15 protein-coding genes are annotated in these 16,971 nt (G+C 71.9%); all 15 read right to left on the bottom strand.

Annotated elements, in window-relative coordinates; genetic code table 11:
* Positions 1–31: 31 nt before the first annotated feature.
* Complete coding sequence (locus tag ABD901_RS28670) at positions 32–742, bottom strand: hypothetical protein (protein WP_345131120.1); 711 nt, start codon at positions 740–742, stop codon at positions 32–34.
* A gap of 195 nt (positions 743–937) precedes the next feature.
* Entirely contained in the window at positions 938–1,732 is a 795-nt protein-coding gene (locus ABD901_RS28665; protein WP_345131118.1) for a DivIVA domain-containing protein, read from the bottom strand.
* Between the two features lie 49 nt (positions 1,733–1,781).
* Complete coding sequence (locus tag ABD901_RS28660; RefSeq protein ID WP_345131116.1) at positions 1,782–2,087, bottom strand: YggT family protein; 306 nt, start codon at positions 2,085–2,087, stop codon at positions 1,782–1,784.
* A gap of 18 nt (positions 2,088–2,105) precedes the next feature.
* Entirely contained in the window at positions 2,106–2,828 is a 723-nt protein-coding gene (gene sepF, locus ABD901_RS28655; protein WP_345131307.1) for a cell division protein SepF, read from the bottom strand.
* Between the two features lie 126 nt (positions 2,829–2,954).
* Positions 2,955–3,662: a YggS family pyridoxal phosphate-dependent enzyme gene (locus ABD901_RS28650; protein ID WP_345131114.1), complete on the bottom strand. Its 708-nt coding sequence runs from the start codon at positions 3,660–3,662 to the stop codon at positions 2,955–2,957.
* Positions 3,663–3,731: 69 nt separating this feature from the next.
* Positions 3,732–4,844, bottom strand: a complete 1,113-nt coding sequence (gene ftsZ / locus ABD901_RS28645; protein WP_345131111.1) for a cell division protein FtsZ — start codon at positions 4,842–4,844, stop codon at positions 3,732–3,734.
* A 261-nt stretch (positions 4,845–5,105) separates the two neighbouring features.
* Positions 5,106–5,606, bottom strand: coding sequence for a DinB family protein (locus ABD901_RS28640; RefSeq protein ID WP_345131109.1), 501 nt, complete (start codon positions 5,604–5,606; stop codon positions 5,106–5,108).
* Entirely contained in the window at positions 5,603–6,361 is a 759-nt protein-coding gene (locus ABD901_RS28635; protein ID WP_345131107.1) for a cell division protein FtsQ/DivIB, read from the bottom strand. Before ABD901_RS28635 ends, ABD901_RS28640 begins: the two co-directional genes overlap by 4 nt.
* A gap of 7 nt (positions 6,362–6,368) precedes the next feature.
* Entirely contained in the window at positions 6,369–7,808 is a 1,440-nt protein-coding gene (gene murC, locus ABD901_RS28630; RefSeq protein ID WP_345131105.1) for a UDP-N-acetylmuramate--L-alanine ligase, read from the bottom strand.
* A gap of 85 nt (positions 7,809–7,893) precedes the next feature.
* A complete protein-coding gene (locus ABD901_RS28625; RefSeq protein ID WP_345131103.1) occupies positions 7,894–9,000 on the bottom strand; it encodes a UDP-N-acetylglucosamine--N-acetylmuramyl-(pentapeptide) pyrophosphoryl-undecaprenol N-acetylglucosamine transferase in 1,107 nt (368 codons plus the stop codon).
* A complete protein-coding gene (locus ABD901_RS28620; RefSeq protein ID WP_345131101.1) occupies positions 9,000–10,397 on the bottom strand; it encodes an FtsW/RodA/SpoVE family cell cycle protein in 1,398 nt (465 codons plus the stop codon). Before ABD901_RS28620 ends, ABD901_RS28625 begins: the two co-directional genes overlap by 1 nt.
* A gap of 36 nt (positions 10,398–10,433) precedes the next feature.
* A complete protein-coding gene (gene mraY, locus ABD901_RS28615; RefSeq protein WP_345131099.1) occupies positions 10,434–11,555 on the bottom strand; it encodes a phospho-N-acetylmuramoyl-pentapeptide-transferase in 1,122 nt (373 codons plus the stop codon).
* Complete coding sequence (locus tag ABD901_RS28610; protein WP_345131098.1) at positions 11,552–12,943, bottom strand: UDP-N-acetylmuramoyl-tripeptide--D-alanyl-D-alanine ligase; 1,392 nt, start codon at positions 12,941–12,943, stop codon at positions 11,552–11,554. The genes mraY and ABD901_RS28610 overlap by 4 nt, the downstream gene beginning before the upstream one ends.
* Positions 12,940–14,421, bottom strand: a complete 1,482-nt coding sequence (locus ABD901_RS28605; RefSeq protein WP_345131096.1) for a UDP-N-acetylmuramoyl-L-alanyl-D-glutamate--2,6-diaminopimelate ligase — start codon at positions 14,419–14,421, stop codon at positions 12,940–12,942. The genes ABD901_RS28610 and ABD901_RS28605 overlap by 4 nt, the downstream gene beginning before the upstream one ends.
* 45 nt (positions 14,422–14,466) lie before the next feature.
* The gene (locus ABD901_RS28600; RefSeq protein WP_345131095.1) at positions 14,467–16,923 is read right to left on the bottom strand and encodes a peptidoglycan D,D-transpeptidase FtsI family protein; all 2,457 of its coding nucleotides are present in this window, start codon (positions 16,921–16,923) and stop codon (positions 14,467–14,469) included.
* Positions 16,924–16,971: the final 48 nt, after the last annotated feature.

The raw sequence follows: 16,971 nt of genomic DNA, 5'->3' as shown, positions 1-16,971 counted from the left end.
CGGCGGGAATCCCTAGCGCCAGGTAGGTTGCCTACCGCCTGGCGAGCAGCACGTCGTTGGGGGCGCAGGCACTGCAGGGCGTGAAGCCCAGCTCGACCGCCTCGTGCGCCGGCAGCGCCTCGTGCTCGCGGCCCACCAGGTGCGGGCACGTCGGCACGTGGTAGCGGGGCCGGCCGTCGATCACCAGGACCTCGGCGTCCAGCGTGGCGACGCGGGCGACGTCGGCGGCCGAGGAGTGCTGGATCGGCGGCTCGTCCGACAGCTCGTCGTCATCGTCGTCCTTGGCAGGTCCGGCGGCGCGGTCGTACCCGGACGGGAACTCCTCGTAGCGGCCCGGCTCGTCGCCGCCGTGTGCGGGCGGTGCGGCCTCGGGCTCACTGCGCACCTGCGCCGTCGTCTCGTCCGGTGCGCCGCCGATCGAGGGGCCGTAGGTGGTGCCGGCGCGGGCGCCCACGCCCACGGCCTGCCGCTCGGAGCGGCGGCCGAACTCGCCGGAGCCGGACAGGTCGAGCTCCTCGCCGAGGTGCGACGCGAGCGGGTCGTAGCGCTCCGAGGGCACCTGCCGCCCGGGGCGGGTGCGGGCCGAGCGCGCCGCCGCGGCCTGGCGACCGCCGACGATCAATGCGACCGCGGCCAGCAGGCTCGCCCCGAGCGACGCCACGAGCAGGGCGTCCGAGCCCTGCAGCAGCCCCAGCACGAGCAGGCCGACGGCCACCACGATCAGCAGGCTTCCGACGATCACGGCCCTGTCCCTCCGCAATGCCAATCCCGGTGCGAGTGTCTCTCAGCGGGTACAACGAACGAACCAGGCGGAAGTCTCCCAGAAGCGACCGGCGCCCCAGCCGAAATTCGACTGGGGCGCCGCGTGTCGCTTGACGGGCCGTTGGCTCGGTGCCGTCGGTTCACTCGTGTGGGTGCCTGCGCGTCCGGAGACGGGTCAGCGGCTGGCGCCCTCGTAGCCGCCCGCGAGGCCGGCCGTGGCCAGGCCGCCGCCGCCGCTGACGGCGGGACGCGCCGCGGTCTCGCCGCGAGCGGCCATCTCGGCCTCGAGGCTCTGCTCGCGGCCCGTGAGGTCGCGCAGCTGGCTCTCCAGGTAGGCCTTGAGACGGGTGCGGTACTCGCGCTCGAACTGCTTGAGCTCCTCGATGTGCTTCTGCAGCGCGGTGCGCTTGGCGTCGAGGCCGCCCATCGCCTCCTGGTGGCGCTGGCGGGCGTCGCGCTCGAGCGCGTCGGCCTTCGCCCGCGCGTCGCGCGTGACCTCCTCGGCCTTCGTCCGCGCCTCGGAGAGCAGCTTGTCGGCCTCGCGGCGCGCGTCCGACACGTGGTCGTCGGCGGTGCGCTGGGCCATCATCAGCACGCGCAGCGCCTGCTGCTCGCCGTCGCCGGAGCCGCTGGGGCCGCCCTGCGCCCGGATCTGGTCGAGCTCCTGCTGCATGCCGCGGGCGGCCTGCTCGGCCGACGTCTTCTCCCGCTGCACGCGCTCGAACTGCGACTTGAGGTCGGTGAGCTCAGCCGCGAGGCGAGCGTCACCACCGGCGCCGGGGGCCACGCGGGCCGGGCCGCCGCCGCGCTCGAGCTGCGCACGCAGCTCGTTGTTCTCTTCGATCAGCCGGGCGAGCTCACGCTCGACCTCGTCGAGGAAGGCGTCGACCTCCTCCTCGTCGTAGCCCCGCTTGCCGATAGGGGGCTTCTTGAAGGCGACGTTGTGAACGTCGGCCGGGGTCAGCGGCATCGAAACTCCTCGGGTCAGTTGCGGCCGCGTGGCCGCCGAGCGGTGCGTGTCACGAGAACGCCGCGATCAGCCGCCCTAACACGACGTACATCAGCACGAACAGGATAACCAGCAGCACAAGCGAAGACAGGTCCACGGCCACGGTACCAATACGCAGTGGACGAATCACCCGTCTCAACGCTTTGAGCGGCGGATCGGTGACGCTCCACACCAGTTCCATCGCGGCCGCGGCCCCCCGGCCGGGCTGCCAGCGACGTCCGAACTGCATGACGTAGCCCATCACAAAGCGTGCGAGGAGCGCCACCAGGAAGAGGTAGAGCAGCAGATGCACGATCTGCAAGGTGATGGACACCACGGTCGTTGAGTCCTCGCATCAGCTCTGGTTGAAGAACCCGCCCTCGGCGATCTTAGCTTTGTCCTCGGCGGTGACCTGGACATTTGCCGGTGAGAGCAGGAAGACTCGGTTGGTCACCCGCTCGAAGTTACCACGCAGCCCGAATACGAGCCCGGCGGCGAAGTCGACCAAACGTTTGGCGTCCGCCTCGTCCATTTCGGTGAGGTTCATGATCACTGGAACGCCGTCGCGGAAGTGCTCCCCGATCGTGCGCGCCTCGTTGTAGGTGGTGGGGTGCAGCGTGGTGATCGCGTAACGACGGTCGTCGCTGTCCTCTTCGACCTGCGCGCGCTCCCGGATCGAGCTCGACGGGGTCAACGCGAGATTGTCGCGCGTCGGGTAGCTGACCGACGCGCTCGGGCGCGTGATCGAACGCACGGTGCCGGCGCGGCTCGCGGCGCTGGCCTCGAGACGCTCGGCCGCCGACAGCCGCTCGGCCGCGGACAGCCGCTCGGACGCGCTCAGCCGGTCCGACGCGCTCAGCCGCTCCGAGGCCGACAGCCGCTCGGACCCGCCGAGGCGGTCGGAGGTGTTGAGCCGGTCGGAGGTCGTGCGGGCCCGCGGCGCCGGCACCTCGTCGAGCTCGTCTTCGTCGTCGAGCATGTCGTCGCCGCCATAGCGGTAGTGACGATCGTCGTAACCACGATCGTCCTCGTCCTCGACGAGACCGAGCCAGACGCCCGCCCTGCGCAGAGCACCCATGCGCGCTCCTCCGTCCACCGCCATGCGGCACTTCCCCCCGTTGCCGGTGCCACCGTTCACGTCGTGCGACACCGCCCGCCGGCGCAGAACCACACCCGTGTAGTTTTTTCCGTTCCCGCGGCCAGGCTACCGCAGCGGGGTGCGTTTTCCGAGCAATGCACTGCCGACACGGACATGTGTCGAGCCGTGCAAAATTGCGGATTCAAGGTCATCGCTCATACCGGCGGAAATCCAGTCCGGCTCTCCGTGCGGGCCGGAAAAGCGCTGGCGAATCCGCGCGGACATCGCGGCGAGGCGCCCGAACGCCTCATCGGGCGCCCAGTCCAGCGGCGCCACCGCCATGACGCCGAGCAGCCGCAGCGACGGGCTCGCCGTGATGGCCTCGGCGACCCGTTCCACCGCGCCGGTGACCGCGCCGCCGCGCCGATCGTCGTCGTCGAGGCTCACCTGCACGAGTGCGCCGAGCGGGCCCTCGCGGCCCGAGCGCGCCGCGGCCTCCGACAGCGCCTCGACCAGGCGCAGGCTGTCCACGGAGTGCACGACGTCGGCGTAGCCGGCGACCGAGCGCGCCTTGTTGCGCTGCAGCTGCCCGACGAAGTGCCAGCGCACGCCGGGCACGGCCGCGGCCTTCGGCGCCGCCTCCTGGTCGCGGTTCTCCCCGACGTCGTGCACGCCGAGCGCGGCCAGGCGGGCCACGTCCTCGGCCGGATAGGTCTTCGTGATCGCCACGAGCGTCACCGTGTCGGGTTCACGACCGGCGGCGCGGCAGGCGTTCGAGATCCGCTCGCGCACCGCCTCGAGATTGGCCGCGATCTCCTCGGTGCGCGCGTCCACGAAAACTCCCCCGAATATGCCGATGGGTAGGCCGCCAGAGGCGGCCTACCCAATTCAAGCAGAGCGCAATCAGGCGCCGTTCTTGAGGAAGTCCGGCACATCCACGTCGTCGAAGAGAACCCGCCGGGGCGGCGGCGGGGCCTGGCGCTCGGGCGCCGGCGACTCCTTGGTCTGGCTGTGCTGCGGGCCGTGCGACGTGCGCGGTGCCCGCGCCTCGACCGGGCGGTACGCCGGAGCGCCCCCGTCGAAGCCCGCCGCGATGACCGTGACGCGCACCTCGTCGCCGAGCGCGTCGTCGATGACCGCGCCGAAGATGATGTTCGCGTCCGGGTGCGCAGCGTCGGTGACCAGCTGCGCAGCGTCGTTGATCTCGAACAGGCCCAGGTCGGACCCGCCGGCGATGGACAGCAGCACCCCACGGGCGCCGTCCATGCTCTGCTCCAGCAGCGGGCTGGAGATCGCCGACTCCGCGGCCTCGACCGCGCGGTTGTCCCCGCGGGCGCTGCCGATGCCCATGAGGGCGCTCCCGGCGCCGCTCATGACGCTCTTGACGTCGGCGAAGTCGAGGTTGATCAGGCCTGGCGTGGTGATCAGGTCCGTGATGCCCTGCACACCGGAGAGCAGGACCTGGTCGGCCTGGCGGAACGCGTCCATCATGCTGATGCCGCGGTCCCCGAGGGCGAGCAGCCGGTCGTTGGGGATCACGATGAGCGTGTCGCACTGGTTGCGCAGCTCCTCGATGCCCGACTCGGCCTGCACCTGCCGGCGCTTGCCCTCGAACGAGAACGGCCGGGTGACCACGCCGATGGTCAGCGCGCCGAGCTTTCGCGCGATGTTGGCCACGACGGGCGCGCCGCCGGTGCCCGTGCCGCCACCCTCGCCGCAGGTGACGAAGACCATGTCGGCGCCCTTGAGCACCTCTTCGATCTCGTCCCGGTGGTCTTCGGCCGCATTCTTGCCGACATCGGGATTGGCGCCCGCACCGAGCCCGCGGGTCAGTTCCCGTCCGACGTCGAGCTTGACGTCGGCGTCGCTCATCAGCAGCGCCTGGGCATCGGTGTTGATCGCGATGAACTCGACGCCCTTCAGGCCAACCTCGATCATGCGATTGACGGCGTTGACCCCGCCGCCGCCGATGCCGACGACCTTGATGACCGCGAGATAGTTGTGCGGATGTGTCATCGGACCACCTTTCCTTTCGAGGTTGGCGAGCGCCGATCCCGCCCGGAGTCGTCGAACTGGAAACTCGGGTCCGGCCCCGCGGTGGGACCTGTCCCGAGCCCGACCCCCCGACGGGCGGCGTCCGCCAAATGCGAACGCACAGGATGGGGGTCCCGCAAACCCTCACCCTTTACTAGAGGCTTATAGTTATGTCAACTAATGCCTTATCGCAAGGTAAGGGCCCGACTGTCGTGATCCAAGGACCCCGCCTCGGCGTGTCGGCTAATCGCCCACGACGCCGTCGACGAATTCCCTAACGGCGTCCAGGTGCCCGTTGTGACGGGCGGTCTCCTCGATCATGTGCAGCAGCACCCACCGGACCGACACGACCTGGCCGTGACGCCGCCCGGCGCACATCGCGCCCGGGTCGAGGCCGGCGACGAGTTCGCGGGAACGATCACACTGCGCCTGGTATGCGGCCAGCGCGTCGGCCAGCCCGAACCCGGGCCGGGGCCGCCACTCCAGGTCGGGGTCCTCGTCGGTCCAGTGCCGCGGCACGTCGAGCCCGGCCACGGTCCGCTCGAACCAGTACGACTCCACCGACGTCAGGTGCTGGACCAGCCCGGCGACGCTCGTGAGCGGGCTGGCCGGCAACGGCGCCCGCCAGGCGTCCGCCTCGGCCACGCCGGCGCACTTGACGTGCACGGTCTCGCGGTGGAAGTCGAGCCAGCCGGCGAGCAGGTCGGTCTCGCCGCCGACGAACGGCACCAGGTCTCGGCTCATTTCTCCAGTACCACCCCGGGCGCGCTGACGTCCAGCGTGTGTCCCGGGTCGATCTTACTGAGCTGCAGGACCCGCACCTTGGCCGCGTTCTGGGTCGCATCGCCCCAGATCACGAGCCGCTCGTCGGTCAGCTCCAGCCGGATGCGCGTCGGCGACTCGGCGACCAGCGCCACCATCTGCGAGCGCAGCGCCGGCGGCAGCGCCGCGAGCACCGTCAGCGCGCTCGTCGTCGTGGCGTCGCCGGGCTCGGGCTGCGCCACGCGGATCACCGGCAGGCCCGGCGGCGCGGCGTCGACGGCGAGGTAGGCCACCCCGTCGGCGTCGAGCAGCGTGAAGCCGCCGACCTTGGGCACGACGGCGAGCGCGGTGCGCTCCACCACGGCGACCACGAGTGTGTGCGGGTAGCGGGCCGTGACCCTCGCCTCCCGCACGGGCTTGAGCGCCCGGACCCGGCGCTCGACGGCGCCCAGGTCCAGCCGGGCCAGCGGGGTGCCGTCGCGTACGGCGGCCGCCCGGCGTACCGAATCGGGATCCAGCGTCGAAGCGCCACTGACCTCGATCCGTTCGACGCCGAGGGCCGGGGTGAGGTAGACGACGGCCGCGGCGGCGCCGAGCAGCGCGATCACGCCCAGCACCACCAGCCAGGGCAGGGCCGCGCGGAGGCGCCGCTGCCGGGCCCGCTTCGCGAACCGCCGCACCGAGGGCGGGGCGTCGCGAGGGGCCAGGACAAGGCGCCAGCCGCGCGTCTGCGTCAAGGCAGGCTCAGTCGTCGGCTCGGGAGTGCCGGCCCACGTACCCCTCGGGCTCCGGCTCGCCCTTGAGCGCGGTGAGCAGCTCGTCGCCCATGAGCGAGATCGGCGGCGCACCCATTGTGACGACCACGTCGCCCTCGCGCACCCGGGCGACGACCTCGCCGGGCACGTCCTCCCAGGACGGCACGAACACCTTGTGCTCGTCGGGCAGGTCGACGGCGGCGGTGAGCGCCACGCCGCCCTCGCCCGGCTCGCGCACCTCGCCCGGCCCGAAGACCTCCATGATCACGGCCTCGTCGGCGAGCGAAAGCCCGGCGGCGATCTCGGCCTGGAAGTCCCGGGTGCGGTACACCCGGTAGGGCTGGAACACCACGAGGAGCCGCCCGTCGCCGGCCACCTCCCGCAGCGTGCGCAGCGCCGCGGCGATCGGCACCGGGTGGTAGGCGTACTCGTCGTAGACCCGCACCCCGGCCTCGGCGCCCTTGAACTCGAACCGCCGGCGCACGCCGGGGAAGGTCGCGAGCGTCTCGATCGCCGTCTCGGCGGGCACGCCCAGCCGCAGCGCGGTGAGGATCGCGCCGGCCGAGTTGAGCCCCAGGTGGGCGCCCGGCACCGGCAGGAACACCTCGCCGAGCGGCACGCCATCGTGGTGCGCCACGTAGCGCACGCCGTTGGCCGACGAGCGCACCTCGCTGATGCGCAGGTCGGCGTCCGGCGCGGTGCCATAGGTCACGACGTCGGCGCCGGCCGCACGGGCCCGCACCGCCATCCGCATGGCACCGGCGTCGTCGGCGCAGGTCACCACGAACCCGCCCGGCTCGAGCCGGCCGCAGAACTCGACGAACGCGTCCTCGAGCCCCTGCAGGTCGCCATACGTGTTGAGGTGGTCGGCGTCGATGTTCGTGACGACGGCGACATGGGGGTTGTACAACAGAAAGGAGCGGTCGCTCTCGTCCGCCTCGGCCACGAACAGCTCGCCGCTGCCGTGGTGTGCACTGGAGCCGGCCGCCGAGATCTCACCGCCGATCACGAACGACGGGTCGAGCCCGGCGTGCTGCAGGATCAGGGTGATCATCGACGTGGTCGTGGTCTTGCCGTGCGTGCCGGCCACGGCGATGCTGCGCCGCCCGGTCATCGTCGCGGCGAGCGCCTCCGAGCGGTGCATGACCCGCAGGCCCCGCTCCCGCGCGGTGACCAGCTCGATGTGGTCCTGCGGGATGGCCGTCGAGTACACCACCGTGTCGACGCCGTCGAGGTTGGACGGCGCGTGGGTGCTGAAGATCGTGCCGCCGAGCGCCTTGAGCGCGGCCAGTTGGGGCCACTCCTTCAGCTCGCTGCCCGACAGGGGGATGCCGCGGGTGAGCAGCAGGCGGGCGAGCCCGCTCATGCCGACCCCGCCCACCCCGACGAGGTGGACTTTGCCGAGCTCTTCCGCAGTGATGTCGCTCATGCCGTCACCTCCGCTTCGCTCCGGCGCCGGCCTGAGCCAAAGCTGTGCCTATTGTTCGCGGCCACTCCGCTGCGCTCCGTACCGCTCATGCCCCGACCACCTTCAGCACGTACCGACGAAGGGCCTCGTCGCCGTCGCGGCGGCCGTAGCCGGCGGCCGCGCGGCTCATCGCGGCGAGCCGGGCGCCGTCGCGCACCAGCGGCACCACGGTGTCCGCAATGAGCTCGGGCGACAGGTCGCCGTCCTCGACGATCAGGCCACCCCCGGCCTCGACCACCGGCAGCGCGTTGCGCCGCTGCTCGCCGTTGCCCCACGGCAGCGGCACGTAAACCGCCGGCATGCCGATCGCCGCGGTCTCCGCGCAGGTCATCGCGCCGCCCCGGCACAGTGCCAGGTCGCCGGCGGCATAGCCGAGCTCCATCTCGGAGAGGAACTTGATCCGCACGTACGGCGCGGCCAGGCCCTGCGGCACGTCGAAGTCCTCGTTGCGCGCGCCGATGATGTGCAGGACCTGCACGCCGGCGGAGGTGATCGCCTTCGCCGCGCCGGCCACCGCCTGGTTGATCGAGCGTGCGCCCGAGGAGGCGCCGAACACGAACAGCGTCGGCAGGTCGGGCGCCAGGCCGAAGTAGGCCCGCGCCCGCGCCCGCAGCGCCGCCCGGTCCAGGGTCGCGATGCTCTGCCGCAGCGGGACCCCGACGACCTCGGCATCGGCGACCGCCGGTATCTGCGCCCGCTGGTGCGGGAAGCCGAGCACGAGGTGATCGGTGAAGCGCATGCCCATCTTGTTGGCGACCCCGATCGGCACGTTGACCTCGTGGATCACCGTCGGGGTCTTGCGCCGCCAGGCGGCCAGGTAGGCCGGGACCGAGACGTAGCCGCCGAAGCCGACCACGACGTCGGCGTTGACCTCGTCCAGGATGGCGCGGGTGGCCCGGGCCGCCTTCCACATCCGGTCCGGGGTGCGCACGAGGTTCATATTGACCGAGCGTGGCAGTTGGTACGCCGGAACGTGGCGCAGGTCGTAGCCCCGCTGCGGGATGAGGTCGTTCTCCATCCCGCTCGGCGAACCGATGCAGGTGATGCGGACGGAGGGGTCGTGCCTGCGCAGGCAGTCGGCGAAGGCCAGCAGCGGGTAGATGTGCCCGCCGGTGCCTCCGCCGGCCAGCACCACCGAGCGCAGCGCTGCCATCAGGTGCTCCTTCCGCGGGGCGACCCGGTGAGCGTTTGGCTCACCGCCGGCCGGCCCGCCGTGCGTGTCGGGGGGTCGGTGCCGTCGCCGTCCTCGCGGGTGCGCGGAAGCGGCGGCAACGGCGCCCAGAGTAGTCGCACCCATTTCCGAGGCGGACGCGCGTGCATGGCTCGCGCGCAGTCCGGCTCGGCCCGGGCGGCGGAGGTGAGGATGCCGGCCGCGCCGAGCGCGACCACCAGGGCGCTGCCGCCGTCGGAGATGAACGGCAGGGGCAGGCCGGTGATCGGCATCAGCCCGACCACGCCGCCGATGTTGATGATCGCCTGGCCGACGAACCAGATGGTGATCGAGGCGGCGACGAGCCGGCGGAACGGGTCCTCGACGCGCCGGGCGATGCGCAGCCCCGTGTACGTCAGCATGCCGAACAGCAGCAGGACCACCATGCAGCCCACGACGCCGAGCTCCTCGGCGACGATGGCGAAGATGAAGTCGTTGTGCGCGTTGGGCAGCCGGCCCCACTTGAGGTTGCCCTGCCCGAGGCCGACGCCGAACCAGCCGCCCTCGGCCACCGCCCACAGGCCGTGCAGGTACTGGTACCGCCCGTTCTCCGCCTTGGGGTCGATGCTCGGGTCGAAGAAGACCTTGATGCGCTCGAAGCGGTAGGCCTTGTCGACCGGCAGCAGGATCAGCGCGACGACGGCGGTGGTGAAGAGCCCGCCGAGCCAGCCGAAGACCGACAGCCGGGCGCCGGCCGCCCACAGCAGGCCGGCGAAGAGCACGACCATGCAGATCATGGAGCCGAGGTCGTTGTAGCCGACCAGCAGCAGCAGCGCGACCGTGACCGGGAACAGGGGCATGAGCAGCTCGCGCCAGGACATGATCGTGCTGCCCTTGCGCACCAGCAGGTCGGCGCCCCAGATCACCAGGGCGAACTTGGCGAGCTCGGCCGGCTGCATCTGGAAGCCGCCGATGTGCAGCCACAGGTTGTCGACAACATCGACGAAGATCGGCCCGACGTGCACGGTGCTCCCCTTGCTGGCCGACAGCCAGCCGAGGAAGTCCACGATGCTCATCAGGACAAATGCGCAGAGCAGCAGCGGTGCCGCGAGAGCCCGGAACGTCATCGCGGGCAGGCGCTGGCAGACCCAGAAGGCGAGCAGCCCGACGACGGCGAAGAGCGCCTGCTTGGCGATCGACGTGAACGGGCTGCCCGTGGTCGCGTAGTTGTCGACGCTGGTCACCGAGAAGACCATGACCAGGCCGATGAACACGAGCAGCCCGACGCTGGACAGCAGCAGGTAGTAGGACGCGAGTGGCCGGTCCAGGAGACCACGCAGGGTACCGACGAAATTACTCGCCCAACCGCTGCTCGGAACTTCCTCCCCGTCGCTCCTCATGCGCCCATCATTCCTGCCGTGCGGCGCGTCCGGGTGTTACGACGCGCCGCTCATGACCCTCAGGAAGTCCGCGGCGAAGAGGCCGAGGGCGGCCGCGACGCCGAGACCGGCGATGATCCAGAAGCGCACGACGATATTGACCTCGCTCCATCCGGCCAGCTCGAAGTGGTGTTGCAGCGGGACCATCCGGAAGATGCGCTTGCCCGTGGTGCGGTACGAGCCGATCTGCATCACCCAGGTCACCACGATGATGACGAAGAGCAGGCCGAGCAGCGGCAGCAGCAGGATCGTCTTGGTCGCAACGGCCAGGCCGGCGATGAGCGAGCCCAGCGCCATGGAGCCGGTGTCGCCCATGAAGATCCGGGCCGGGGACGTGTTCCACCACAGGAAGCCCACGAGCGCGCCGACGGCGGCGCCGGCGATCAGGGCCATCTCCAGCGGGTCGCGCACGTCGTAGCAGTAGGCGGCCGTGTACTGCGGGTCGGCGCACCAGTGGCGGTACTGCCAGAACGCGATCGCCATGTAGCTGACGAGCACCAGGATCGAGGTGCCGGTGGCGAGGCCGTCGAGGCCGTCGGTCAGGTTCACCGCGTTGGACATCGACATGACCACGAACACGAAGAACACGACGGCGGCGATCTTGCCGATGTTGAGCCAGTCGATGTCGTGCACCCACGACAGCTTCGGGCTGGCCACGGTGGTGACGACCTGGTGGCCGGTCTTGGTGGCCGGCACGTAGAGGGCGATCGCGCCGAAGATGGCGCCGATGAGCGCCTGGCCGATGAGCTTGCCGCGCTTGTTGAGCCCGTCGCTGTTGCGCTTGGCGACCTTGAGGTAGTCGTCGAGGAAGCCCAGCAGGCCGGTGAAGACGAACAGGCCGAGGAGGACCACGGCGGTCGCGGTCGGCCCGGCGGGGCGCAGCTGCTTGTCGGGCAGCGTGGTGAGGGCGACGTGACCGCCGGTGTACGCGACGAGGGTGGCGAAGATGAACACCACGCCGCCCATCGTGGGCGTGCCCTTCTTGCCGAGGTGGGTCTGCGGGCCCTCGGTGCGGATCGGCTGGTCGGCCTTCAGGCGGGTGAAGTACCTGATCGCGATCGGCGTGCCGAACAGCGAGATGAGAAACGCCACGAAGGCCGCGACGAAGACGGCCCTCACTTCTGGACGCCTTCGGAGCGCAGGGCGTCGGCGACGTCCCAGGTCCGGTACCGCGATCCCTTGACCAGGACCACGTCGCGAGGAAGCAGCTCGGTGCGCAGCAGCGCCACGGCGGCCTCCTGATCGGTCACGAGCACCGAGTCTCCTCCCCAACTCGCCACGGCGGCCGCCCCGTCCAGGATCGGCGCGGCCTGCTCGCTCACGGCCACCAGACGGTCGACGCCGAGCTGCGCGGCGAGGCGACCGACCTCTTCGTGACCGGCTCGCTCGTACTCGCCGAGCTCCGCCATGAAGCCGAGCACCGCGATCTTGCGCCGCTCGCCGGCCACCGCGACGAGCGCGTGCAGCGCCGCCGCCATGGACGCCGGATTGGCGTTGTACGAGTCGTCGATGACCGTGACATCGTCGGCACGGTCGAAGACATCCATCCTTCGGGTCGACAAACCCTCTAGATCGCCGAGTCCGGCGGCGATCGCGGCCGGTTCGACGCCGGCGTGCGACGCGACGGCCGCGGCGAGTAACGCGTTGCCGACGCTGTGCCGGCCGGAGACGCCGAGGCGCACCGGGACCGGCTCGGCGCCGGGGATGTTCAGGGTGAAGCCGTACCGGCCGCGGTCCAGGGCGACGACCTCGGTGGCGCGCACCTGTGCGTCGGGCGCCTCGCCGACCAGCACGACCGGGGCGGTGGTGCGGGCGGCCATGGCGCGCACCCGCTCGTCGTCGGCGTTGAGCACCGCCACGCCGTCCGGCCCGAGCGCCTCGACCAGCTCGCCCTTGGCCTGTGCGATGCCCTCGACCGAGCCGAACTCCGCGATGTGTGCCACACCCACGTTGAGCACGACGGAGACGTCCGGAGGAGCGATCTCGCAGAGGTACCGCAGGTGCCCGACCCCGCGCGCGCCCATCTCGAGCACGAGGAAGCGGGTCTGCTCGCCGGCCTTGAGCACCGTGTACGGCGTGCCGAGCTCGTTGTTCTCCGACCCGGCGGTGGCCACGGTCGGGCCGTGCTCGGCCAGCAGCCGGGCGATGAGGTCCTTCGTGCTGGTCTTGCCCGAGGAGCCGGTGATCGCGACGACGGTCAGCCCGGGCAGCCGGTCCAGCATCGCCCGGGCGAGCAGCCCGAGCGCGTGGCGCGGGTCCTCGACCACGATCGTCGGCACGCCGGGCACCGGGCGGCTGCCGAGCACCCCGACGGCGCCGTCGGCCATCGCCTTGGGCGCGAACTCGTGCGCGTCGACCTTGGCGCCGGCGAAGGCGACGAAGAGCCCGCCCGGCCCGACCTTGCGCGAGTCGTACTCGACGGGCCCGTCGACGACCGCGTCCGCGTCGCCGTCGTGCAGCACCCCGCCGACGATGCCGGCGATCTCACCCAGCGACAGCGGGATCATGCTGCTACCTCCCGCAAGGCCGCGGCGAGCTCGACGCGGTCGTCGAACGGCAGGACCTCGCCGTTGATCTCCTGGCCGCGCTCGTGGCCCTTGCCCAGCAGCGCGATCACGTCGCCGGGCTTGGCCTCGCCGACGGCGTAGGCGATCGCGTCGCGCCGCCCGCCGACCTCGACCACGCCGGCCGGGCCGTCCGCGGTGCCGGCCAGGACCTCGGCGCGGATCGCCGCCGGGTCCTCGGTGCGCGGGTTGTCGTCGGTAACGATGACCAGGTCGGCGCCCTGCGCGGCGGCCCGGCCCATGAGCGGGCGCTTGCCGCGGTCGCGGTCGCCGCCGGCGCCGACCACGCAGATCACCCGGCCGCCGCGGGAGGCCGCGAGCGTGCGCAGCGCCTTGAGCACCTCGACCATGGCGTCGGGCTTGTGCGCGTAGTCGACCACGCCGGTGATCTCGCCGGGCGCGTCGACCCGCTCCATGCGGCCGGGCGAGCCGGGCGCGGCGGCGACGGCCGGGGCCGCGACGTCGAGGTCGACGCCGACCGCGACCAGGGCGGCGATGGCCAGCACGGCGTTGGCGACGTTGTGCCGGCCGGGCAGCTGCACGCCCGAGCGGGCCGTCCGGCCGCGCCAGTGCACGTCGAACGTCTGCCCGTAGCCGGCTGTGGTCACGCCCGAGACGGAGAAGTCCGCCGGCCCCTCGGCGGAGTGCTCGGCGACCGAGTACGTCCACGACTCCGGCTTGCGCAGTCGCATTACCGACAGGTCGTCGAGGTTGAGGATCTCGACGCCGGCCCGGCCGTCGAAGAGGCGGGCCTTGGCCGCGAAGTAGTCCTCGACGCTGGGGTGAAAGTCCAGGTGATCCAGGCCGAAGTTGGTGAAGCCGGCCGCCGCGAAGCGGACCCCGCCGACCCGGCCGACCTCCAGCGCATGGCTGGAGACCTCCATCGCCACCGACTGCACGCCGCGCTCCAGCGCCGCGGCGAAGAGGGCGTGCAGGTCGGTCGCCTCGGGCGTGGTGCGGATGCTCTCCACGGTCAGGTCGCCCAGCCGCGTCTCGACGGTGCCGATCAGGCCGGTGACCTGGCCGGCGGCCCGCAGCCCGGCCTCGATCAGGTAGGTCGTGGAGGTCTTGCCCGCCGTCCCGGTGATGCCGATCGTGGTCAGCCGCCGGGTCGGGTCGCCGTACACCTTCGACGCGACCTCGCCGAGCACGTCGCGGGGCTTGTCGACGACGATGAACGGCACGCCGGCGTCGGGGCGCAGGCCGGCCGGGTCGGTGAGCACGGCGACCGCGCCGCGCTGCAGCGCCTCGGGGATGAACTGGGCGCCGTGCGCCCGCGATCCGGGCAGCGCGGCGTAGAGATCACCGGGGCGAACCGCCGAGCTACTGTGTGTCACCCCCGTGACGGCAACGTCTCCAGAGCCGCCCAGCTCAGCGATGAGCACGGGGCGGACATTCCGCGGACGGGGATAGCCGGGCACGGGGTCAGACCCTACCCGCCCCGCCGCGCGGCACCGGAGCCGGTGTCACGGGTAGATCGTGAGCTTCGGCGGCTGGGTGCCGGTCGGCACGACGCCGAAGCTCGACAGCGTCACCGCCATCATGTCGCGGAACGCCGGTGCGGCCACCGAGCCGCCCGCGCCGCCCGGGACGTGCGCGGTCACGGCCACGACGTAGCGGGGCGCCTCGGCCGGCGCCATGCCGATGAACGACACCACGTCGCCGGGCGCGTACCCGCCGTTGAGGGGCAGCTTCGACGTTCCCGTCTTGCCCGCGATCCGGTACCCCGGGATCGCCGCCTGGTGCCCGGTGGCGTCGTCCAGCGTGGTCACGCCCTCGAGCATCGTGCGCAGCTCCTGCGCGACCTGCGGGTCGAGCACCCGGCGGGTCTGCTGCGGCGCCGGCTTCGACTGCGCGCCGTCCGGCGCGATGATCTTGCGGACCAGCGTCGGCTGCACCCAGAGCCCGTCGTTGGCGATCGCGCCGTACACCGCGGCCATCTGCATCGCCGTGGTCGCCACGCCGTTGCCGATCGGGATCGAGCCCGGGCTGGAGCCGGTCCACTTGTCCGGCGCCAGTAGCTGGCCGGGCGACTCGTTGGGCAGCCCCACGCCGGTGCGCTCGCCGAGCCCGAACTTGCGCTGGTACTCGTACAGCTTGTCCTTGCCCAGCTGGTCCGCGACGGCGATGGTGCCGACGTTGGACGACAGCGCCAGGATGCCCGGGATGGTCATCTGGGTGCCGTCCTTCTGCGGCGGGTGGTCGGTGTAGGTGGTGTCGCCCTTCTTCACCTTCGAGTTCACCGTGACCGTGCTGCCCGGGGTGATGATCCCCTCCTGCAGCGCGGCGCCCATGACGATCGCCTTGTGGATCGAGCCGGGGTCGAACACGGTCGCGGTGCACTGGTCCTTGCGCTGCTCCGCCGGCGTGCGGTCGAGGTCGGCGGGCGCGAACGACGGGTAGCTGGCCATCGCCATGACCTCCATCGTGTGCGCGTCGAGCACGATGGCGGTGGCGAAGTCGGCGTTGAGCGGCCCCATCCGCTCGGCGAGGGTGCTCTGCACCGAGTACTGCAGGTCCGCGTCGATGGTGAGCTCGACCGAGCTGCCCGGGCGGGCCGGCTTGAGCTCCTCGTAGCCGTAGGGCAGGGGCTTGTCGAGCTCGCCCTCGCCGTGCTCGTAGATGTGCAGCCCGTCGACGCCGCGCAGCACGGAGTCGTACTGCTTCTCGATGCCCATCTGCCCGGCGAGGTCGGTGCGCGAGGTGTACCCGATGACGTTGGACGCCAGGTCGTAGCCGGGGATCTCGCGCCGCTCGTCGCGGGCCACCTTGAGCGCACCGATGTGCAGCGCCGCGATCCGGTCGCCGTCGGCGACGTCGATCTGGTGCACCAGGTACTCGAAGCGCACGTCGGTCTTGCCGTTCTCGGTCTTGTGCGGCGTCATCTTGCGCACCAGGTCGGAGCGCACGACGCCGTACTTGTCGAGGATCGCGAACAGCTGGTCGGCCAGGGCCTCGGGGTTCTTGACGGCCATCGGGTCCGCGGCTACGTACCGCGTCTCGACGGAGTGCACGAGGATCTTGCCGTTGCGGTCGAGGATGGCGCCGCGGGAGGCGGGCAGCACCGCGTGCACGAGCCGGTCCTTGAGCCCTTCGGCGGCGTACGCGCTCGCGTCGGTGAGCTGCAGTTGCACGAGCCGCACGCCGATCGTGGCGAACATGACGAGCGCGAGCACCGTGGCCAGGCGCAGGCGGCGCCGCGGCTCGGCGAGCTTGGGCAGGCGGGTGCGGCGCGCGATCAGGCGAGGCACGCGCACGCGGCTCTCGCGGCGCAACGTGCGCAGGCCGCCGCCGGTGCCACCAGCGCCGCCGCCCCGCCCGGCGCCGCCGCCCCGTCCGGCACCGCCAGCCCGTCCAGCACCGCCGGCCCGCCCAGCACCGCCGGCCCGCCCGGCTCCGGCGCCGCGCCCGGCACCGCCCGCGGCCGTGCCGCGGACACCTGCGCGCGAGCGTCCGATGCGATCTTTGGAGGACCGGAGCGAACCGGACCGTTCCGTTCCACGCTCGCCGGCGCGGCGGAGCGGAGCGCTCCGTTCCGTGCCAGAGCCGGCGCCGGGGGTGCGACCTGCCGTTCGGCCGTTGGTCGGGAACGGATCGGTCCGTTCCGGGTCGCGCTCCTCGCCGCGGCGGACCCGAGCGGTCCGTTCCGAGGTGCGCTCTTCACCACGGCGGACCGGAGCGGTCCGTTCCGGACCGGCGTAGGCGTCGCGATCGTCCGGAGAGGTCTCGCGGTCGTCGCGCGGGCGGCGCGTGGCGGTGCGCCGCGGGTCGGTGCGGCGCGGCTGCTCGCTGCGGCCGCCCTGGATCACCTCCAGGGCGGGGCGGAACGGGTCCTTGCGGCCGCCGGCCTCGACCGACGCGTCGCGGACCGAGCGCCCGCGCGGGGTGTAGCGCTTGGCCTCGGACATCGTGCCGCGCAGCACCGGCTCAGCGGTACCGTTGCCGCGTTCCTCTGCTTTTCCGGCATCCGC

It is taken from the genome of Dactylosporangium darangshiense (assembly GCF_039537565.1).
In the GTDB taxonomy this organism is placed as follows: Bacteria; Actinomycetota; Actinomycetes; order Mycobacteriales; family Micromonosporaceae; genus Dactylosporangium; species Dactylosporangium darangshiense.
Note: the sequence above shows the minus strand (reverse complement) of the source record. Positions and strands in the feature narration are given on the sequence as shown.

What these genes read in the sequence shown, in the direction of transcription:
- ABD901_RS28625 (WP_345131103.1), bottom strand. Translation starts at nt 9,000, where the DNA reads ATGGCAGCGCTGCGCTCGGTGGTGCTGGCCGGCGGAGGCACCGGCGGG.
- ABD901_RS28640 (WP_345131109.1), bottom strand. Translation starts at nt 5,606, where the DNA reads ATGAGCCGAGACCTGGTGCCGTTCGTCGGCGGCGAGACCGACCTGCTC.
- murC (WP_345131105.1), bottom strand. Translation starts at nt 7,808, where the DNA reads ATGAGCGACATCACTGCGGAAGAGCTCGGCAAAGTCCACCTCGTCGGG.
- ABD901_RS28665 (WP_345131118.1), bottom strand. Translation starts at nt 1,732, where the DNA reads ATGCCGCTGACCCCGGCCGACGTTCACAACGTCGCCTTCAAGAAGCCC.
- ftsZ (WP_345131111.1), bottom strand. Translation starts at nt 4,844, where the DNA reads ATGACACATCCGCACAACTATCTCGCGGTCATCAAGGTCGTCGGCATC.
- ABD901_RS28620 (WP_345131101.1), bottom strand. Translation starts at nt 10,397, where the DNA reads ATGAGGAGCGACGGGGAGGAAGTTCCGAGCAGCGGTTGGGCGAGTAAT.
- sepF (WP_345131307.1), bottom strand. Translation starts at nt 2,828, where the DNA reads ATGGGTGCTCTGCGCAGGGCGGGCGTCTGGCTCGGTCTCGTCGAGGAC.
- ABD901_RS28610 (WP_345131098.1), bottom strand. Translation starts at nt 12,943, where the DNA reads ATGATCCCGCTGTCGCTGGGTGAGATCGCCGGCATCGTCGGCGGGGTG.